Raw genomic sequence first — 19985 nt, 5'->3', positions numbered from 1 at the left:
AAGATCGAGCACTCCCATTTCCCGAAGGCCCTGATGACCCGCTCTCTCAGCACACTTCTCGGTGTCGTACTGGCATTCTTGGGGATCGCGGCGACGCCGACCCCGGTTGCCGCTGCAGAACAAGAAGACGATGCGATCACCTGGATGGTGCGACCGAGCGACGGCGTCGGGGAAGACGGTCGCTCGTGGGTCGAACTCGAACTCGACGCGGGCGAGACAGTCCAGGAGCACCTGCTCGTCCGGAATCTCAGCGCATCGCCCGTGACGTTCTCGCTCACGGCGGCGGACGGGTACTTCACCGAGACCGGTCGGTTCAACATGCTGACTGCCGACAGGGAGTCCGTCGACGCGGGGACGTGGATCGAGATCCAGGACGACGTAGAGGTCCCGGCGGGAGCCGACGTGATCGTGCCGTTCACGATCACCGTTCCCGGCAACGCGACCCCAGGCGATCACCCCGCCGGCGTCGCCGCGGCCATTCGCTCGGGTGGCACCGAGGAGGTGGGCATCGAGTCACGTGTCGGCTTCCGCGTGATGACGCGAGTGACCGGCGAACTCGCGCCGGCCGCGGCTGCGACAGCCGCCGGCGAGTACACCGGGTCGCTGAATCCGTTCGAGGCCGGACGGATCGATGTGGACTACTCGGTCGAGAACACCGGGAACACGCGCTTGTCGATCCTCCCGCAGGTGGAGGTCAGCACGTTGTTCGGGTGGGTCTCCTACACCGCGACCGGCGAGGAGATCGTCGAGATCGCGCCGGGTGAGTCCCGCTCGGCCACGATCTCGTTCCCGTCGGTGTGGCCGCTGTTCGTCTACTCCGCTGACGTGACGGCTGCGGCGGAGCCTGTCAGCGAAGAACTCCCCGCGCGCGGGATCGAGCCCGCCTCGGCGCATGCGCTCGTCGTCGCGATCCCGTGGCCGCAGCTGGTGTCGATCGCCGTCGCGGTGCTGCTTCTCTGGCTGCTGTGGCGGGACCGCCGCCGCCGCGACCGCAAGGTCGCGGAACTCGTTGCCCAGGCCCGACGCGACGCCCTCGCCGAGTCGGCCGGAGACCGGCAGCCGGCGCTCCGGCGGATGGCCGGATCCGCCGGGGTCGCGATCGCGTTGCTCCTCGCGGGACCGCCCGCGATGGCGGCGACCCCGGAAGACGATCCGGTGGAGATCCGCGTCGAGATCGCGCCGAGGACCACCCCCGGCGCGACCTCGCCCGCAAGCCCGGCGCCGGCCATCGGAGGCGAGGATCTTGCGACGACGGGCGCTCCCGACATGAGCGCCTGGCTGTGGGTCGGCGCCGCTGCTGTGGCGACGGGCGCAGTGATCTACTCGGGGCGGCGGCGCCGGGCTCCCCAACCCGAATTGCGTTCCCGGTAGGAGCGCCGGGTTCACCAGCGCGACACCGGCGGGTTACCCGGGCCGCCCGAGAGGAGTGTTCACTAGCGCGCGTGACCTCGGCTCTCTCGGTACGACGACGGATGGCGTCCATCGCGGCAGCCGGCATGCTCGCTGTGACGCTCGCGGCGTGTGCCCCACCAGACCCGGCCATCTCGGCAGCCGAGCGCACTCCATCACCCGTTCCGCCGAGTTCCGCAACCGGCAGTGCCGGCCTCTCCCACCCGGCGCCGGGGCGCACCGTCGAAGCGGTGGTGCCCGGTCACACCGGCGACGTACGGGGCGTGCGGGTCGCCGTCGTCGTTCCCGACGACGGTGCCACGAGTCGCGCGCTGCAGGAGGCCCTCCACGGCTTCGCGGAGGTGAACGGACTCGTCGTCGAGGAGTTCGCCGCGACGGGGGATGCGGCATCCATCGATGCGGCGTTCACCCGGGCGCTTGCGGTCGAACCGCACATCGTGGTCGGTCTGGGCGCAGGGGTCGTGGATGTGTTCGCGTACAACTCGTCGCAATGGCTGGATCAGGATTTCCTCCTGCTGGGAGCGCAGGTCGCAGAGCCCACCTCCAACGTCGCCGCGGTGGTCTGGGAGGGCGCGACATCGCGCGGTTCGGGAGCCCCCGCCGACGGCGAGCTGGACCACGCCGCGGTCACCACCGCGCGTGCCGCCGACGCGGTATCGGTCGGTCTGGCGACCGTGATGTCGGGCGAATCGGGCATCGTCCTTCATCTGCCCGCGTGACAGGTGTGGTCATGGCGACGCCACAGGCCGGACAGCGGGCGTTCACCTCTGCGCCGACATCAGGTCATGCCGCTTCGGGAGGTTTCTCGGGAGCGCTCTCGCGCATCTTCCCCATGCCAGATCGGAGCATCCTCTTGCCCATTTCCGATGTGACCGCGGACATCGTCCGTGCCGCTCCCGCGACCAGGACGGTTCGGCGGACTGTAGCGGGAGCCGTCTTGGTCTCGCTGATCGCGGGTTCCGCCGTCGCGACCGCCGCATTCCCGGCGGTCGCCGCCCCGCAGATCACGCCCGCTGCCATCACCGCTGCAGCCGAGCCGCTGCGACTCGAGGGCGAGCAGTACACCAGCGGATCGAACCCCAACGGAGAAGCGCTCAAGCGCGAGTCGATCAACCTGGGCAACACGTTCAACGGCACCGTCGTGCAGTTCGACGACGTGGACTTCACGAACCGCATGGGCACGCTCACCGTGCGCGCCGCCACGCGCGACGACGCGATCGGCGCGAACCCGCGCCTGGAGTTCTTCCTCGATGAGGCGATCGCAGCGAACAAGATCGCCGATGTCGCGCTGCCCACCACGGGCGGATGGAGCAACTGGCTCAACACGACCGTCGACCTCAGCACGACCGTCACCGGCGTCCACGATGTCATCATCGTCATGCACGTCGATGACCTCCCGGATCGTCGCAACTACGTCGCGAACTTCGATTACTTCGAGTTCGGGCCTGCCGCGCCGGTCGCCCTTCCCGAGGCCTACCTCACGAGCGACTCGCCCTGGAAGTACTCCGACAACGGCACCGACCCGTCGGGCGATGGCTCGCTGTCGTGGACCACGGCGCCGTTCGACGACACGGCTTGGAAGGAGGCTGCCGGCGCCTTCGGATCGAAGCGGGGCGCGGCGGACCTCGGCAACGGCTACATCGCCGACACGCTCCTGCAGTATGCGCAGGCGGGCTCGGCCGACACGGTGCCGACCTACCACTTCCGCACGGAGGTGACGATCACGGCGGAGGAACTCGAGCAGCTGGACGCTCTGCAGGGCGAGCTGGCGTACGACGACGCCGTGCGCGTGTTCGTCAACGGCGAGAAGCTCGCCGGATTCGCGGATGATCGCGTGAACGGGGCCGCGAACCAGAACCTCACCTACGCGGGTGTGAGCGCGGGCGACCCGGCCACCAGCACCGTCCGGATCCCGGCCGACAAGCTGGTCGCCGGTGAGAACCAGATCGCGGTCGCGCTGTACCAGGACCGCGAGACCAGCAGCGACATCTTCCTCGACTTCAAGGGCCTCACGCCCGTCGAGAAGCAGGACGTGACGACCGCCAGGATCTCCGATCTGCTCCTCGGTGTCGGCGCGACCGCGGCCGAGCGCAACCTCGCCTGGTACTCGGACATCGATGTGCCTCAGGTGGCTCAGCTGACCGAGGCATCCGCGATCATCGACGGAGTCTTCCCCGCCACCGCGTCGACGTTCCCGGTCACCTCCGGCGGCGCGACCAGCAGCGGTGAGTTCTTCCGGGACGCGACGCTGTCGGGGCTCGAGGAGAACACCGAGTACGCCTACCGTGTGGGTGCCGACGAGACCGGCTGGTCGACTGTCCACACCTTCCGCACGCAGAGCTTCACGGGCGGGTTCGACTTCCTGTTCTTCGGCGACCCCCAGGTCGGCGCGTCGGGCAATCTCGCCAACGATGAGGCGGGCTGGATCGACACGCTCAACGTCGCGTCGCAGACCTACCCGAACGCCGAGATGCTCTTCTCGGCGGGCGACCAGGTCGAGAGCGCCGGCAACGAGAACGAGTACACCGCGCTCCTCAAGCCGGACCAGATGCGCAGCATCCCGTTCGTCGCGACCAACGGGAATCATGACGTGGGGTCGAAAGCCTACGAGCAGCACTACAACCTGCCGAACGAGGACCTCACCGCCGGCGCGGCCGGGAGCCCGTCGTCGTCGGGCGGCGACTACTGGTTCATCTACAAGGACGTGCTCTTCCTCAACATCAACTCGAACAGCCGTGACTACGCCTCGCACAACGCCTTCCTCGAGAAGGTCGTGGCCGAGCAGGGTGACAAGGTCACCTGGAAGGTGCTCGCGTTCCACCACTCGATCTACTCCGCGGCCGTGCACGCGACGGACGGTGACGTCATCGACCGCCGCAACAACATGCCCGCGAAGATCTCGGAGCTGGGGATCGACATGGTCCTCATGGGCCATGACCACCACTACACCCGCAGCTACCTGATCAAGGACGGCCAGCTCGCCAACCCCGACGAGCAGGCCGCGGCCGCCGAGGTCGTCGCCGGTCCGGGCGAGGTGCTCTACGTCACGGCGAACTCGGCGAGCGGTTCGAAGTACTACAACCTCAACACGGGTATCGACCTGTGGTGGTCCTCGGTACGCAACCAGGAGCGCGTCCGCAACTACTCCGCGGTCGAGGTGACCGACGAGTCGATCACGGTTCGCACGCTGCGCAGCCAGGCCAACGGCACCGCCAATCCGGTGAACAGCGTGGTCGACGAGGTCGTGCTCCGCAAGGCCGATGCGGCTGCTGATCTGGATGTGTCGGTGTCGGCTTCGACGCGGGTGCTTGCGGGCAAGCAGTACGTCTCGGTCACGGTGACCAACAACGAGGACGTGCCGGTGGATGCTGTGGTCACGACGCCGTACGGCGCGAAGACGTTCACCGCGGTTGCACCCGGCAAATCAGCGGCTGTGTCGATCAACTCCCGCCTCGGGTCCATCCCGGCCGGTGACGTCACCGTCCAGGTGACCGGCCAGGTCGGCGACGAGACCGTCACCGTCACCAAGTCCGCCCCGTACGCGGCTGCCGGCTGACCCGACGCCGGCGGCCCCGCGGCGCAGGCGTTCCGTCTGCACCGCGGAGATCAAACCCCCCAATGAAAGTGAATGAAATGAACAAGTCTGTCCTGCTGCGCAGCAGCGTCATCGCCTTCGGCGCCGCCCTTCTGGTGTCCGCGGGCTCGGCGGCAGTCGCCGAAGAAGAACACGGCACCCAGGACGTCGATGTGAACGTCGCGATCGAAGAGGTGGCCGGCCCCGGCGCTCTGGCCCTGACGGTGGAGGGCGCCGACACCACCCTGGTCGAGGGTGCATCGACGGCGCTCGAACGCACGTTCACGGGCACGCTGCCCAAGGTCACGGTCACCGACACCCGTGCGGCCGAGGATGTCCCGGCAGGATCGGCGTGGTACGTGCTCGGCTCGACGAGCGACTTCGTGGATGCCACCACGAGCAAGACGATCGCGGCACAGCACCTCGGCTGGGTGCCCAAGCTCGTCACAGGCGAGGGTGAAGGCGAGCCGTTCGTCGAGGTCGGCGGCGACGTGCTGCCCTCCGAGCCGGGTCTGGTCGACCAGGAACTCCTCTACCTCGCTGACAGTGCCGAGGGCAACGCCGGAGGCGGCGTCTTCTCCGCCACGGCCGACCTGCAGCTCGTGGTTCCGGCCGATGTCGCGGCCGGCAACTACACCTCGACGCTCACGCTCTCGCTCTTCGAGTAAGACCCGGTCCGGGGCAGGGATGAGCTCGGCGCTCACCCCTGCCCCGGCCTGCGCCCACGATCGCGCCACCCCACCTGGAGATCCCACTCTCATGTCGCTTCCGTCATCGTCCCTCCGGTTCCTCGCCGTGAGTGCGGCCGTCGCTCTGCTGGGCGCCGGATTGCCCACCACGGCCGCGGTCGCGGTGCCCACCGCGCTCGCGCCGGCTGCGGCATCCGTCGACACCGACTACACCGCGTTCGTCAACTCGTTCGTCTCGACAGAGGACGACTTCGGTCAGGATCTCGTCGGTGCGGAAGCCCCGAACTCGCTCGTGAAGATCAACCCCATGACGGTCTCGGGTCGGTCGCACAGCGGCTACGACTATGCCGAGGACCAGATCGCGGGCTTCACGCACACCAACCTCAACGGGGTCGGCGGCTCCGGCGCAGGCGGCGATCTGCTGGTCGTGCCGACGTACGAGAGCTACACCAGCCGCCCCGGCACCGGCTCCTACGCGAAGAACTACAGCCACGACGCCGAGGACGCCGCGCCCGGGTATTACGGTGTCGACCTCGCCGTCGCCGGCGGCGTGATCCACGCGGAGGCGACGACGGATGTACGCACCGGCCAGGACCGCTTCACGTTCCCGTCAGCGGGAACGGCGTCGCTCGTTCTCGACCTGCGCAACAACTTCACCAGTCGTCGCGGTGCGACCCTCGACTACACGACGCTGCCGGACGGCCGCGTCGCGGTCTCGGGCGACTTCACCGGTCACTTCAACGGCTACGACTACAAGATGCACTACTACGTCGAGTCCACCGCGGCCGCGAAGAGCACGCGGACGTGGGGCGGCAGCGGGGCGCTCACCGGCACCGCGCACCAGGAGGGCACCGACATCGGCGCGGTCGTCGAATTCGACGTCGTGGCAGGACAGCAGGTGGGCCTCAAGGTCGCGCTGTCGCCGATCAGCGTCGAGCAGGCCAAGATCGACATGGCCGCCGAGATGGGAGACCGCGCCTTCGACCAGGTGCGTGCCGACACGAAGGCCGACTGGAACGCCATCCTCAGCCGTCTCGACGTGACGTCCTCCCAGACGAGCGACCCGACGGGCGACCTCAAGACGCTCTTCTACACGCACCTGTACCGGATGTTCGGCTCGCCGGTGAACGCGACCAGCACGAGCGGCACCTACCGGGGACTCGACGGTCAGGTGCACACGGCCGACGGGTACACCCACTACGACGGGTGGGGCTTCTGGGACGACTTCCGCAAGTACGAGGTGCTCGCGATCGGCTACCCGGAGGTGTTCCACGACCAGGCGCAGTCCATCGTCGACCTCTACGCGTCGTTCGCCTCGACGGGCCGCGGATCACTGTCGAACGTGACGCACTCGGTTCCCACCGTGCGCTTCGAACGTGCGGCGGTGGTCGTCGCGGACGCCATCGCGAAGGGCGCGCAGCTGCGCGGGCTGTCGCAGGCGTGGCCGGCGCTGGTCTCGCAGTCCGCGGGCGGATACGGCAACGCTGACAACGTGAGCCGCGGATACATCGCGAACGAGGTCGACGACACGCTCGGAACGGCCTACGACGACTGGGCCATGGCGACGATCGCCGACGAGCTCGGCAAGACGCAGGAGGCGAACGACTACCGTCTTCGTGCCGCGAACTGGACGAACATCTTCAAACCGGATGCCGTCACCCTCGCGGACGGCACCAAGACGGGCCTCATCTTCCCCAGGAACGCCGTCGGCGCATGGAACGACGCCGACCCCGAGCGGTTCGAAGCCGGCAACGTCTACCAGGGCACACTGTGGCAGTACCACTGGTACGCGGCGAACGACATGGGCGGCCTCATCCAGAAGATGGGTGGCGAAGAGACGACGCTCAAGGCGCTGAGCTTCATGTTCGGTGAGCACGCACCCGACGACGGCAGGCGGATGCTGCACGCCAACGCGAACGAGATCGACCTGCAGGCACCGTACCTCTTCAATTACGTGGGCGCGCCTTCGCGCACGCAGGAGTGGGTGCGCAGCATCTACACGAAGGAGACGTGGAACCGCTACATCGCGACCGGCAGCACCCACGAGTACCCGTCCGGCGGCGGTGAGTTCACGCCTCCGGTGAAGATGAAGGTGTACCAGAACAGCCCGAAGGGGTTCCTGCCGACGATGGACAACGACACCGGGACCATGTCGTCGATGTTCGTCGCCGCATCGCTGGGCCTCTTCCCCGTGCTCGCGGGGTCGGACGAGTACCAGATCGGAACGCCGTTCTTCGAGAACGTGCGCATCAACTACGAGTCCGGCCGCGCGTTCGACATCTCGGCCGAGGGCGTTTCGCCCGACGACTACTTCATCCAGTCGGCGACGCTCAACGGTCAGGACTTCGACCGCACGTGGATCACCTACGACCAGCTCACCGCGGGTGGGGGGCTGGCGTTCCGCATGGGCGACGCGGCATCCGATTGGGCGGCCGACTCGATGGCATCGTCGTCGCTGAGCGACGAGCTCTCGAGCTCGCGCTACGACCCCATCAGTGCGATCTCTGTGTCGTCCCGCCTGTTCACCGAAGCCGCTGCGGGCGACGGGTCGATCGGCAACAGCATCGATCTCGTCATCTCCAACGGCACCTTCGCCGGCGCGGACGGCGCCGACCTGTCGGCATCCATCACCGCTGAGAACGTCCCGGCGGGGCTGGCTCTGAAGGCCGAGCGCACCGGGCCGCGCACGGTGAAGCTGTCGCTCACGGGCACGGCCGACGCGTCCGCGCCGATGGACAGCATCGACGACCTCGTGCTGAAGATCGCCGACGGAGCCTTCTCGCGGAAGCCGTCGAACGGATCGCGCGACTTCACGCTCAAGGTCGTCTTCGAGGGTGCAACGCTCTCGATCGACACGCCTCGCATGAAGGCTGCTGCCGACGGCTCGGTGGATGCGACGGCGAAGCTGGCGCTGAGCGGCGCGACCTTCGCCGGAGCCGCCGGGCGCGACCTCGTCGCCGACGGCGCACTCGCGATCACGGGTCTTCCGGGCGGCGTGTCGGCCTCCGTCGTACTGACCGGTGCCGACGCGGCGACGCTTCGGCTCACAGGGTCGCTCGGCGAGTCGCAGCGCGCATCGTTCGCGCTGGACTTCGCCGACGCCGCCTTCGCGGGCACGCCCGCGACGAGCGTGCGCGGAGACGGGGTGTCGGGGCTGGGCACTCTCGTGCTCGAGCGCGACCAGCAGTGGCGTGAGAAGCTCACGGCGCTCGCGGCCGAAGCCGATCTGGTGGTTCGCGGTGCGTATTCCGCGACGTCGTTCGCAGCGTTCGACAGTGCTCGCACGGTCGCTCGTGAGGCCCTCGCCAGCACCACGGCGAGCGACGACGACCTGCAGTCGGCGCTCGACGGCCTCAGCCGGGCGATCGAGGGACTGCGCATCGTCGAGACGGCGTATCGCGTCTTCCAGGCCGAGAACTTCGAAGCATCCTCTGGCGGGCGCTTGGGCACGGAGTCAGGCAACGACTCCACCGGTGCGCCGTTCGGAGCCGTCAACGGCGTGCAGGTCGGCTCGTGGATCGCGTACGACGGCGTGGACTTCGCCGGGGTCGAGCCGCTGCGCGTCAAGATGCGCTACTCCAACCACCCCGGTGACAGCGCGACGGACGAGTTCGTCGAGGTGCGCGTCGGAGCGGCGGACGGTCCTGTCGCTGCCAAGGTGGCCGTTCCGCCCACGGCGGGCTGGAGCGACTTCGCCACGGTGGAGGCGAAGATCGATGACCCGAGCGTGCTGGCGGGGTCGAACCGCCTCTACGTGGTGTTCGGAGGCACGCCCGATGCCACACAGCCGAACTCGTGGGTCGTGAACTTCGACTGGCTCCAGTTCCTCAAGACCGCGGAGGATGCTCCGGAGTCCATCGAACCTGTGCGGGTCGAAGCCGAGACCTACGACGCCGACAACGGCAACGGCCTCAAGAAGGAGGGCGGCGACCCGCCCGCGGGCAACGTCGGCGGCACCTGGGACGGCGGCCAGCTCACCTACACCGCGCGAGACTTCGGCGGCGAGCCGCTGACGCACGTCACGGTGAACGCGTCGACACGCGACGAGCGGGTCGGTGACAACAGCCGACTCGAGTTCTACCTCGACGAGGTCAGCGAGACGACGAAGGTCGGAACCGTGCAGCTGCCGAAGACCGGTGGGTGGACGAACTACGTCTCGACCACCGCGAAGCTCGACACCGCGGTATCGGGCACGCACACGCTGCTCGTCGTGATGCGCACGGACGCCGTTGCCGGCCAGGAGTTCAACTACGTCGCCAACCTGCAGTGGTTCGAGTTCGGCGGGGCGCCACAAGAGACTCCCGAAGTCGATCTCACGGCCCTCACGGCTGCCATCGCCGAGAGCGAGGCGCTCACGGTGCACGAGGAGCGGTACATCGCGATCGACTTCGCCGTGTTCCGCGCCGCGCTCGACGAGGCCAAGCGAGTCGCGGCGGCCACCGATGTCACCCAGGATGCAGCGGATGAGGCGCAGCGCGTTCTCGCACTCGCCGCCGGGCAGCTCGAGTACGCGGTTGTGCGGCAGCTGTCGGCTCTCATCGCGCGGGCCGAGGCCGTCGATCCGTCCGCTCATGCGCCCGAGCGCATCGTGGCACTGAACGAGGCGCTCGGCGTCGCACGCGCCGTGCCCGCCGATGCGCCCTACGAGCAGACCGCCTCGGCGGTGGAGGGACTCGCTGCGGCGCTGGACGCACTGACCGAGCCCGGCCCGATCGCTGATCTGGATGTGTCGGTGTCGGCTTCGACGCGGGTGCTTGCGGGCAAGCAGTACGTCTCGGTCACGGTGACCAACAACGAGGACGTGCCGGTGGATGCTGTGGTCACGACGCCGTACGGCGCGAAGACTTTCACGGCGGTCGCACCCGGCAAGTCGGCGTCTGTGTCGATCAACTCGCGTCTCGGGTCCACTCCTGCGGGTGAGGTCACCGCCGAGGTGACGGGTGTTGTGGGCGACGAGACGGTCACCGTCACCAAGTCCGCCGCGTACTCGGCTGCCGGCTGATCCGAACCCGAACGGGCCCCGTCGCGCGCGTGGCGGGGCCCGTTCGCTCCGTCCGCGTGAGGCCCCCCGGTCTGCGCTGGCAGTGCGGGGATGGTGCACCCCGACCGACGCGACCGCGGGCGTGGCCGCTACGGCCGCCTGCGGCGCGCTGCCGGGGAGGGAGAGACGCGACGGCGGGAGTCGAATGGCACCGAGCGACTTCCGCCTCGATCCGTCTTGATCGGAAAGCCGCGGAAGTACGCGGGTCTGCGGGGATCTTCGATCCATCTCGATCGGGCTGATTCGGGGCGGTTCTTGCCGAAGTGTGGGCAAAGTGTGGGCAAAAACCGATGCCGCGAGGGCTCAGTGTCGGAGCGATGAACGGTGCTGCTGGTCGACGACGTCGTTACCGAAGCGCACCACGGCTGCTTCGACAGTGTCGCACATCCGCCGCGCTGCGTGCAGTGCTTTCGCGGCGTAGCCTCGGCCCTCCGCTCGTCGGCTACCCCACGGTTTCTAGCACTACGCGTGCCGGATGTGCCTGTGAGCGAGGAGCGCCGCTGCACGAAAAGGGTGCCCTGGAGATCATCAATCAATCCTGGCGCTGCGAATCGGGATCGCGGCTCGGGTCACCACAGCTGCGAGCGACGTGTCGACTCTCGCAAGTGACGCCATCACAGGGCGGCGATCTTCATCCACTATCCCCAACACGATGTGCGAGAGCCGCGAGCTCCGTCGACTCGATCGGAGGTGCGGCAGTTGATGAACGGCATCGGGCGGGTTGAGTGAAGAGGGACGTGGGGGAGATCCGCGGAATTCCGCGGATCTCGGGTTGGTCACCGATGCCGGTGGGAGTGTTGGAACGGGGATTCTGCGGACTTTCCGCGGACTGAACGCTGCACGCTGAAGTCCGAGACACCAGTACTCGGGAGCGGTGCTGGCTCACTGCGGGTTGTGGGCAGACTAGGCCACAGTTCCCAGACGCATGTCAACACGTGGACCTGGACCTCGACGCTCACTCTGCCCTGCATCGTCTCGCTGCGAACGCCAGTGCCGGTGATCGGATTTCAGCCGCTGGCCGGGACCGTGGCCCGCGTTTGCTGCCCCGTTCTCGACCCACGTTTTCGCCGCCAGCGATCTGCGCCGGACCTATGCCTTCCGCGGCCCTGTGCTGCGCGCTCGCGACCGCGCTGACCACGCTCGTCTCCGGGGTAACCGGCGGCAGCCCGGCGAGCAGCGAACTGGCGGACCATTCGGCGCGGTCACGCGACTTCGACGACCCTCTCGCCGCCCTGTTCGCGTGCCGCCGGCGCCGAGCTGCATCGACCGCTCGACGGCGGAGGGTCGGCGGCGTGTTCATCATTCGGATGTATGGTTCATATATGTGCACCCGATGCCGAGAGGATGGGCAGGGTTGAAACCGACGGCGACCCTCGGCGACCTGACCATCGCTGAGAAGGCTTCCCTGCGCGCCGGAACCGACGCGTGGCATTTCCCGGGCGTGCCGCGTCTCGGGATCCCCCACCTCCGGGTCGCCGACTGCGGGCACGGCATCACGGTCATGGGCGAGGGTTCGACGAACGCCACCAGCTTCCCGACCGGGATCGGAATGGCGTCGACCTGGAATATCCGGCTGCTCGAGGAGGCCGGCGCCGCGATCGGTCGTGAGGCGCGCGGCCTCGGCGTCTCGGTGGTGCTCGGGCCAAAACTGAACCTGCACCGCGTCCCTCTTAACGGCCGCAGCTTCGAGACGTTCTCGGAGGATCCGTGGCTCGCCGGACTGCTGGGGGCAGCTGTCGCCCGCGGCATCCAGAGCGAAGGAGTGGGTGCCTGCATCAAAGCAATCGCAGCCAATAGTCAACAAGCGGATCAGGAGGTGCTCTCGTCCGAGGTTTCCGAACGGGCGCTGAGAGAGCTCTACCTCCGGCAGTTTCAACTCGCGATCGAGCTCGCGGATCCGATCGCCGTGATGACGTCGTACAACCGGATCAACGGCGTCTACCCGTCGGAGCACGCCGAGCTGCTGTCGGGAATCGTCAAAGGCGAGTGGGCCTACGAGGGAGTGATCGTCTCCGACTGGCGAGCCGTGCACAGTCCGCGGGCCCTCACCTCGGGGCTGGACATCGAGATGCCCGGACCGGGCCGGTGGCTCGACGAAGCGTCGGTCCTGGCAGCCGTCGACGACGGGCGCGTCTCCGCGTCGCAGTTGGATGACTCGGCGCAGCGTATGCTCCGGCTACACCGCCTGTACGGGGCCTCGGCGGAGGTCGCGCCGGAGACAGGCCTCGTCGACACCGAGCGCAATCGGGCACTCGCGCTGGAAGTGGCCGAGGAGTCGATCGTGCTGCTGCAGAACATTGGCGGCGTACTTCCCCTCGACCGACGCAGGCTGGCGCGCGTGCTCGTCGTCGGACCGAATGCGGAGCACGCGCGGCTTGGCGGGGGTGGAAGCGCTTCGGTGACCCCGGCCTACTCGATCAGCCCGCTCGAGGGCATCCGCGAGGCCCTCCGCGGCTTCGCCGAGGTGGAGCACCTCGAGGGGAGCGGGCTCACGGGTGCGATGGTCTCGCCTGGAGACGCACTGCACTACCGCGACGACGAAGGGATCCTCCATCCCGGCGTCGCCGTCCGCTACCGCGACCGGGATGGCACGGTGGTGACGGATTGGGTCGTCGAGCCGACCACGGACCTGGCGTGGGGATGGGCGTCACCGGCGGCCGGAGTCGGCCAGAGCGGCTACCGCGCCGAGGTGCGTGCGGTCCTCATCCCGCCGGCCACGGGAAGCTACCGTCTCGGCCTCCAGGCGAACCACGGAGTGGCCGAACTTATGATCGGCGAACACCGCCTCGGCCGCATCTCCGAGGAGGCGCTCGCAACACAGGGCTTCGAGGCGGACTACAGCGACCACTACGAGACGGACACCGTCGAGCTCGTCGCGGGAGAGCATTACGAGCTGACGGTCGACTTCCGGAAGACCGGATCGGCGGCGGCGTTGCGGTTCGAATGGGAGGAACCGGGGAGCGCCGGCAGCGCTCGGCTCCGTGCGGCGGCAACCGCGGCCGATGCGGTGGTCGTCTGCGTGGGACTGTCGAACATGCTCGAGGGTGGCGCACGCGACCGGAGCAGCATGCGCCTCCCAGAGGCCCAGGAGGACCTCATTCGAACGGTCGCCGGATCGAATGAGAACGTCGCGGTCGTCCTCAACAACGGCGGTCCCCTCGACGTCCCGTGGGCTGACGACGTCCCCGCGATCCTGGAAGCCTGGTACCCAGGGCAGGAGGGCGGCCGAGCCGTCGCTCGTGTTCTCTTCGGCGACGTCAACCCGTCCGGGAAGCTACCCGACACGATGGCCGACGCTCACGCGTACCCGTCACTCGACACATACCCGGGCGAAGCCGACATCTCCGAGTTTCGCGAGGAGCTCATGGTCGGATATCGACACGTCGACGCCGCCGGCATCACCCCGCGATTCCCGTTCGGGTTCGGACTCAGCTACACCGAGTTCGCGGTGAGCGCACCGAGGGTGACCGTCCTCCGGGACCCCCGCGAGGCTCCCGAGGTCGACGTGGCCGTGGAACTCTCGAACATCGGATCCGTGAGCGGGGCGGAGGTCGTCCAGCTGTACCTCGCGCACGCCGATGAGGAGCCCGATCGCCCGGTTCGACAGCTGCGAGCCTTCACGAAGGCGTACCTCGAGCCCGGCGCAAGCGCATCCGTCACCTTCCGTCTCGGGGTTCGGGAGCTCGAGATTTGGGATCAGGACGCGGCGTCCTGGCGCGTGCGCGCCGGTGGCTACATCGTCGGTGTCGGCACCAGTTCCCGTGACCTCGTTCACGTCCCGTTCGACTTGACCGCTCCGGAGGCCTGACGCATGACGCGCCTGAACAGGGTGACACTCGAAACGACGCTGAAGCCCTTCGCGCTCGGGCGCCCGGATGTAGACGTCGCCGAAGAGATGCTCCGGCAATGGGACGACCTCGTCGCGGAGGGGAGCAGCATCTCCATCCTGGTGTGGACCGGTGACGGCAGCGAGATTCTCGAGTGGTCGGGGAACATCGACGCCGAATTCGAATGGGCGCGATTTATCGGCTTCTCCAACCCGGAGCAGTTCGGCCTGACAGCCGACGCCCCGACCAGCGCGCGGCCCTACGCAGGAGCAGAGGGGCCTATGCGGTATCGGCGACTGCGAGAGATCGTGGGGGCGCTGAGAGCCGCGGCGCTCCGCCGGAAAGCCCATGTCGCGATCGGAACCGCCTTCGATCCGGGGCCGGAGTTCGCGCCCTCCGATTTCAAGTTCGTCCGGCATCCCGAGATCAGCGAGTCGCCGTTCGATCTCGGCGACGCGCCCGTCAAGACCCACTACCGGGTCACCTGCAGCTGGTCAAGGCTGAACGCCGACGACGTGGCATACGCGGCATTCCCGGAAGGAATCCCGCAGGGACTGAGCTTCGGATCGTTCCTCGGCGGGCAGTGCGAGAGCTTCCTGCCTGCGATGGGGTTTGACTATCTGTGGTTGTCGAACGGCTTCGGGCTCTCGTTCCACCCGTGGTCGTACCGCGGGATCAACTTCGACGGGCACCGTTTCGGTCGAGTCGACGTGGGCGAGGCGACGGCGTACGCACTGTCGTTCTGGGACGACTTCGCTGCGGCATGCTCGTATTCGCTCGAGGTGCGTGGGACTAACTTCCCGATCGGGGTCGAGCTCGCCAAAGATCTGACCCCGCTCCGCACGATCTACGAGCGCGGCTACCTTCGCCTGCCCGCTCCGAACTCGCCGTGGGGGGCACTAAACCGCAACTTCGGGGTCGAGATCGCGGGCGCGATGAGCCGCGCGGCCCACATCCCCGGCGAAGGCTACCCGTTCCGCTTCTACGCGAACGACCCGTGGTTCTGGCAGAACCCGTGGCGCGACTGCTACGGGCGCGAACCCTACGACATCTACATGCCCATGTCGGTCGCTGCCCTCCAGGGAGACGGCACCATGCGGACCGCGTCGGTCGTCGAGATCCTCAGCGTCGACAGCGAGCACGGCATCCTCGACGGGCGTGCCGCCCGCGAGATCGTCCCCCATCTGCTCAGCGGCATCGACACCGCGCCCGACCGACCCGGCCTCCTCTGCTGGGTGTATCCGTTCGAGGAGATGTCCGACCTCATCGCGGAGAGGCCGGAAGCCGGATCGAACCTGTTCCTCCAGGACTGGTTCGTCGCGCAGGCGTTCACCAACGGTGTGCCGGTGAACAGCGTGGTATCGACGGCCGAGCTATCCCGGATCCTGGCCGGGCGGCAAGACGTGCTGTCGGGCACGATACTGTTGGTCTGCGCGGCGACGATCGGCGAGAAGGTCGCCGGGGAGCTGGCCAACTTCGTCCGCTCCGGTGGGCGCGTGCTCTTCTACGGGGCACCCGCGTTCGACTCCATTCGCGCGTTGCTCGATCTCCGGGCGGCGCCGGCCATCGAGGGCGATGCGACCATCGTCACCAGGCGGCCGATCGACAACCTGGTCGACATTGGCCGGTGGGGTCGAGTGCGGATGAGCGAGGCCTGCTCGGCCGGCGGCAGCGCGGAGGTCGCCGGTCCCGCCGCCGATATTGTCGCCGGACTGGAATTCGCGGGTGGGGAACGCGTGTTCGCGGTCACGCGAACCAACCCCGGCTGGAACGGCGGACGGGCGTCGTGGATCCGAGCCGCCCTGCCGATCGATGAGGACGGCACCGCCGACCTCCCGCAGCGGCTCGGCGAGGAGTTCGTCGATGCGGCCGCGCTCCTGCGCCCCCTGCTCGAGGACTTCGGCAGCGTCATCCGCCAGACCCGAACCCCGGAGGCGGCCGTATTCCACGACCGCACCATCTACCGCGAGAATGCGCGTGCCATCCAGTTCACCGCGTCGCGCTCGGACAACGCGCTCTGGCTGTCGGGGTACGAGCAGGACACCACGGCGGAGCTCGCCCTCTGTCTTCCCGGCGGGATCCCGGTGCCGGTCGGCCAGACCGTGCGCATTAGCGACGGTCTGGGGGTGCTCCACCTCGACAGCTCCTTCCGGCGCGAAGTGCGGGTGTACGTGCAGCAGGATGCGGACGGGCCGGTCGCATGCAAGGACGGCCACCCGATCACGACGCGACTTAACCCGGATGTACGTCGCGCACTCTCGGTGTCGCCGGTGGTGGACGCACGGATCGAGGTGCACCCTCCCTGGGACGTGCTCGAGCGTGGCGCGGTCGAGGTGCGCGTCGACGGGGAGCCGCTCGACGGCTCCCTTGTCGCGCGCACCCGCGACGGTGTCCTCGTCGAGCACGTGTCGGGCAGCATCGAGTTCATCTGGTAGCCGGATCGACCCCGGATGATCGACGCCCACGTCCACGCCTGGCCGCGATGGCCGTACCCGGTGTCGCGCCTCGACGGAGACGACGACGCGACGGTGTCGCGGCTGATCAGGCATCTCGACGAGGAGGGCATCGACGCCTGCTGGCTGATCGCCGCCGATCTCGCCGACGCTGACGGGGACGAGGGTGACAACGCATACGCGGCCCTAGCCCGCAGCGAACATCCCTCGCGCATCAGCCTTTTCGTCGACGTGGACAGCAGATGGTCGTCGGACCACCATCGGGCGGGCGCCCCGGAACGACTGAGGGCTCGACTCGACCGCCATCCCGAGGCGGCCGGCGTGGCCCACTATCTCGCCTCCGACGACGACCGATGGCTCGAGTCCGGTGAGGCCGCGCGGTGGCTCCGGGAAATGGCCGACCGTGGTCTGGTGCTCAGCCTCGCGGCCGGCCCGAACTGGTACTTGTCGATCGCGGCCGCCGCCCACGCGGTCCCCGGCCTTCCGGTCGTGCTCCATCACCTGGCCGGCGTCGCCCACGAAGAGGATTTGACGCGGCTGGCTGCCCTCGCCGACGTGCCGAACGTGCACGTCAAGCTTTCGGGCGCCCACTACCTCGATGCGCGCGTGGGCACGACGGCCGCCGTCGACCGCCTCCTCGATGTGTTCGGGGTCGACCGGATGGTGTGGGGCTCGGACTTCCCGGTCGACGGCAAGTACGTGGCGCCGCGCGAGGCGAGAGCGATGCGGGAGCTTCTCCTGCGCGGACTCAGTCCTTCCGAGCGGGACCGCGTGACGCATGCGAACGCCGCGCGGCTGACGCTCACGTCTCGGTAGCCGCGAGGGCCGACGCGTAGCAGGCCTCGACGAACTCCACAGTTGCGGCACCATTGGCGGGGTCGGCGAGGATGTCCCCGGAGCGTGTTTCGCCACGCAGCACATCGATCAACGCCAGAACCGGTGCCGACGCCGGGTAGGGGCTGCCAGATCCCTCGGCGTCGGTGTCGGTGAGCACACCGGCGGACGCCGTGATCCGGCCGTGCATCGCGTCGTGAAGCAGCCAGCCGTCGGTTCCCGTGTAGCGAAGCCACGCCGTCCTGTCGTCCCAATGCCTGACGGTGCCCGCCGAGGCGAGCGAGACGACGGCTCCATCGGCTGTCATCGCGGTCGCGCCGAGCGCGATGTCCATCGGCGGACGCTCCCAGAGCATGTTCGCGCTCACTCGCACGAGGGGGCGATCGATCTCGGCGAAGAGGAGCGAGACTAGGTGACCGAACTGCGACTGGCCCTGCCCGCCGCCGGCCAGCGCAGGATCCGAGTATGTGCCGGCCTGGGGCGCGAAACCCTGGTAGTCACGTGCCGGGCCGTCGTCCAGCCTGCCGCGGATCAGATGCGCCACCACGCTGTCGAACGCTCCGGTCACGCTGACGAGGTCTCCGATTGCACCGTCCGCGAGCAGCGAGCGCACGCGGGGAGTCAGAGGGTGGAACAGGTAGGGATGGCTCACGATGAGGGGTACAGCCGACTCGTGGGCGAGGTCGCGGAGCGCTCGGGCGTCCGCAGCGGTCAACGCGACCGGCTTCTCGACGAGCACCCCGACCCCGTGTTCGATCGCCGTGCGACTGATGGGCGCGTGCGTCGCGTGCGGCGTCGCGACGACGACCCCGTCGGGCGCCCCCTCGCGGAGCAGGCTCGTCACGTCGGCGTGAACCTCGCCGCCGAAGCGTCGGACGAACTCGTCGGCACGAACCCGGTCGGGATCGACGACGCCGACGACACTCGCGTGCGCCGAGGATGCCACGGCGGGCGCGTGGGTCGTCGCCGACCACCAGCCTGCTCCGATGAAGCCGATTCGCACGCTCATCGATCGAGGAACCCGAGGTCGGCCGGCGCCAGGCCAACGCCGGACCTGCCGCTCGCTCGTGGTGCATCCACACTCGTCGTCGCGCTCAGCACGAGCGTCTCCGCGAGGGAATCGGGCGCGCACGCGGACAGCAGGTGCAGCGCCCAAGGCTGGAGCGTCGACGCGTGAGGCGCGAAGGTGACGCCGTGCTCCGCGGCGACCGACGCGATCGTCCGCGCGATTCCGATCCCCCCGCACCAGGTGACGTCGGTCTGGATGACATCGACGGCACCCCGTGTGATGAGCTCCTCGGCGACCTTCACACCGGCCAAGTGCTCCCCGGTCGCGATCTGCACGGTGCCGTCGAGCGCGTCACGGAGCCGCAGGTGGGAGACGACGTCGTCATAGCCGAGCGGTTCCTCGATCCAGGCGAGCCCAAGCCCCTCGCAGGCCCGGGAGAACCGGGCGGCGTAGGCGACATCCCACGAGGCGAAGCAGTCGACGGCGATGCGCACGTGCGGCGGAACCTGTGCTCTCAGCTTCTCGACGCGTGCGACGTTCGCAGCCACGGACCCACTGCCGTCGGCGGGGCCGAACGCCATCGGCACCTTCACCACGTCGACGTCGATGGCTCCCTCGAGAAGTTCACGGGCCTCGTCGATCAGTTCGGCGGAGCCGATCGTGACGTAATGACGGAGCGGTTCCCCGTGCCCGCCGAACAGTCGATACAAGGGGACCGCCATCGCCCGCGCGTTGAGATCCCAGAGCGCGAGCTCGACGGCGGAGACGGCCATCGCGCCGAGGAAGCCGTGGGCGTACGGACCGAGAGCCCGCTTCAGCTGCTCTCCGAGCGATGCGACGGATGCGGCGTCCTGGCCGAGGAGGAGCGGCGTGAGATGGTCGCGGATCGCCGCCTCGGTGACGGTTCCGCCGCGGCTCTGACCGATGCCGACGAGCTCGTCGCCGGCGCGGACCCGAACCCAGACGAGGTCCGCGCCCGGTCCTCTCCACGTACTCCGCCGCTCCGCGAAACGAGGAAACCAGGATAGGGGGCTGGAGATGCGTTCCTCATCGAGCCACGTTGCCGTGGAGAACGGGACGACGCGGGTGTCGACGGCGGTGATTTTCAGCACGAGAGGCCTCCTGGGACTATTGCGAGACTAAGGGGT

10 protein-coding genes are annotated in these 19985 nt (G+C 68.5%); 8 read left to right on the top strand and 2 right to left on the bottom strand.

Going from position 1 to position 19985, the window contains the following annotated elements; all coding sequences use genetic code 11:
* Positions 1-33: 33 nt before the first annotated feature.
* The 8 genes from HF576_RS10040 (at position 34) to HF576_RS10005 (ending at position 17810) form a co-directional block, all read left to right on the top strand.
* A complete protein-coding gene (locus HF576_RS10040) occupies positions 34-1371 on the top strand; it encodes a COG1470 family protein (RefSeq protein WP_168912649.1) in 1338 nt (445 codons plus the stop codon).
* Positions 1372-1442: 71 nt separating this feature from the next.
* On the top strand, positions 1443-2129 hold the full coding sequence (locus HF576_RS10035) for a hypothetical protein (protein WP_168912648.1): 687 nt from the start codon (positions 1443-1445) through the stop codon (positions 2127-2129).
* Between the two features lie 218 nt (positions 2130-2347).
* A complete protein-coding gene (locus tag HF576_RS10030) occupies positions 2348-4966 on the top strand; it encodes a carbohydrate-binding protein (protein WP_168912647.1) in 2619 nt (872 codons plus the stop codon).
* A 77-nt stretch (positions 4967-5043) separates the two neighbouring features.
* Positions 5044-5652, top strand: coding sequence for a hypothetical protein (locus HF576_RS10025; protein ID WP_168912646.1), 609 nt, complete (start codon positions 5044-5046; stop codon positions 5650-5652).
* Between the two features lie 91 nt (positions 5653-5743).
* A complete protein-coding gene (locus HF576_RS10020; RefSeq protein WP_168912645.1) occupies positions 5744-10675 on the top strand; it encodes a glycoside hydrolase domain-containing protein in 4932 nt (1643 codons plus the stop codon).
* Positions 10676-12068: 1393 nt separating this feature from the next.
* Entirely contained in the window at positions 12069-14522 is a 2454-nt protein-coding gene (locus HF576_RS10015) for a beta-glucosidase H (protein ID WP_168912644.1), read from the top strand.
* A gap of 3 nt (positions 14523-14525) precedes the next feature.
* Positions 14526-16976 (top strand): hypothetical protein, encoded by a 2451-nt coding sequence (locus HF576_RS10010; protein WP_168912643.1) that lies wholly within the window; start codon positions 14526-14528, stop codon positions 16974-16976.
* A 15-nt stretch (positions 16977-16991) separates the two neighbouring features.
* Complete coding sequence (locus HF576_RS10005; protein ID WP_168912642.1) at positions 16992-17810, top strand: amidohydrolase family protein; 819 nt, start codon at positions 16992-16994, stop codon at positions 17808-17810.
* Here the strand turns inward: HF576_RS10005 and HF576_RS10000 are convergent.
* Together HF576_RS10000 and HF576_RS09995 are read right to left on the bottom strand one after the other, a co-directional pair.
* A complete protein-coding gene (locus HF576_RS10000) occupies positions 17797-18837 on the bottom strand; it encodes a Gfo/Idh/MocA family protein (RefSeq protein ID WP_168912641.1) in 1041 nt (346 codons plus the stop codon). The two genes, HF576_RS10005 and HF576_RS10000, sit on opposite strands and share 14 nt — an antisense overlap.
* Positions 18834-19949 (bottom strand): enolase C-terminal domain-like protein, encoded by a 1116-nt coding sequence (locus HF576_RS09995; protein ID WP_168912640.1) that lies wholly within the window; start codon positions 19947-19949, stop codon positions 18834-18836. The genes HF576_RS10000 and HF576_RS09995 overlap by 4 nt, the downstream gene beginning before the upstream one ends.
* Positions 19950-19985: the final 36 nt, after the last annotated feature.

The sequence above is a fragment of the Microbacterium salsuginis genome (genome assembly GCF_012524205.1).
Lineage (GTDB): Bacteria > Actinomycetota > Actinomycetes > Actinomycetales > Microbacteriaceae > Microbacterium > Microbacterium salsuginis.
This window is presented reverse-complemented; position numbering and strand designations above follow the sequence as displayed.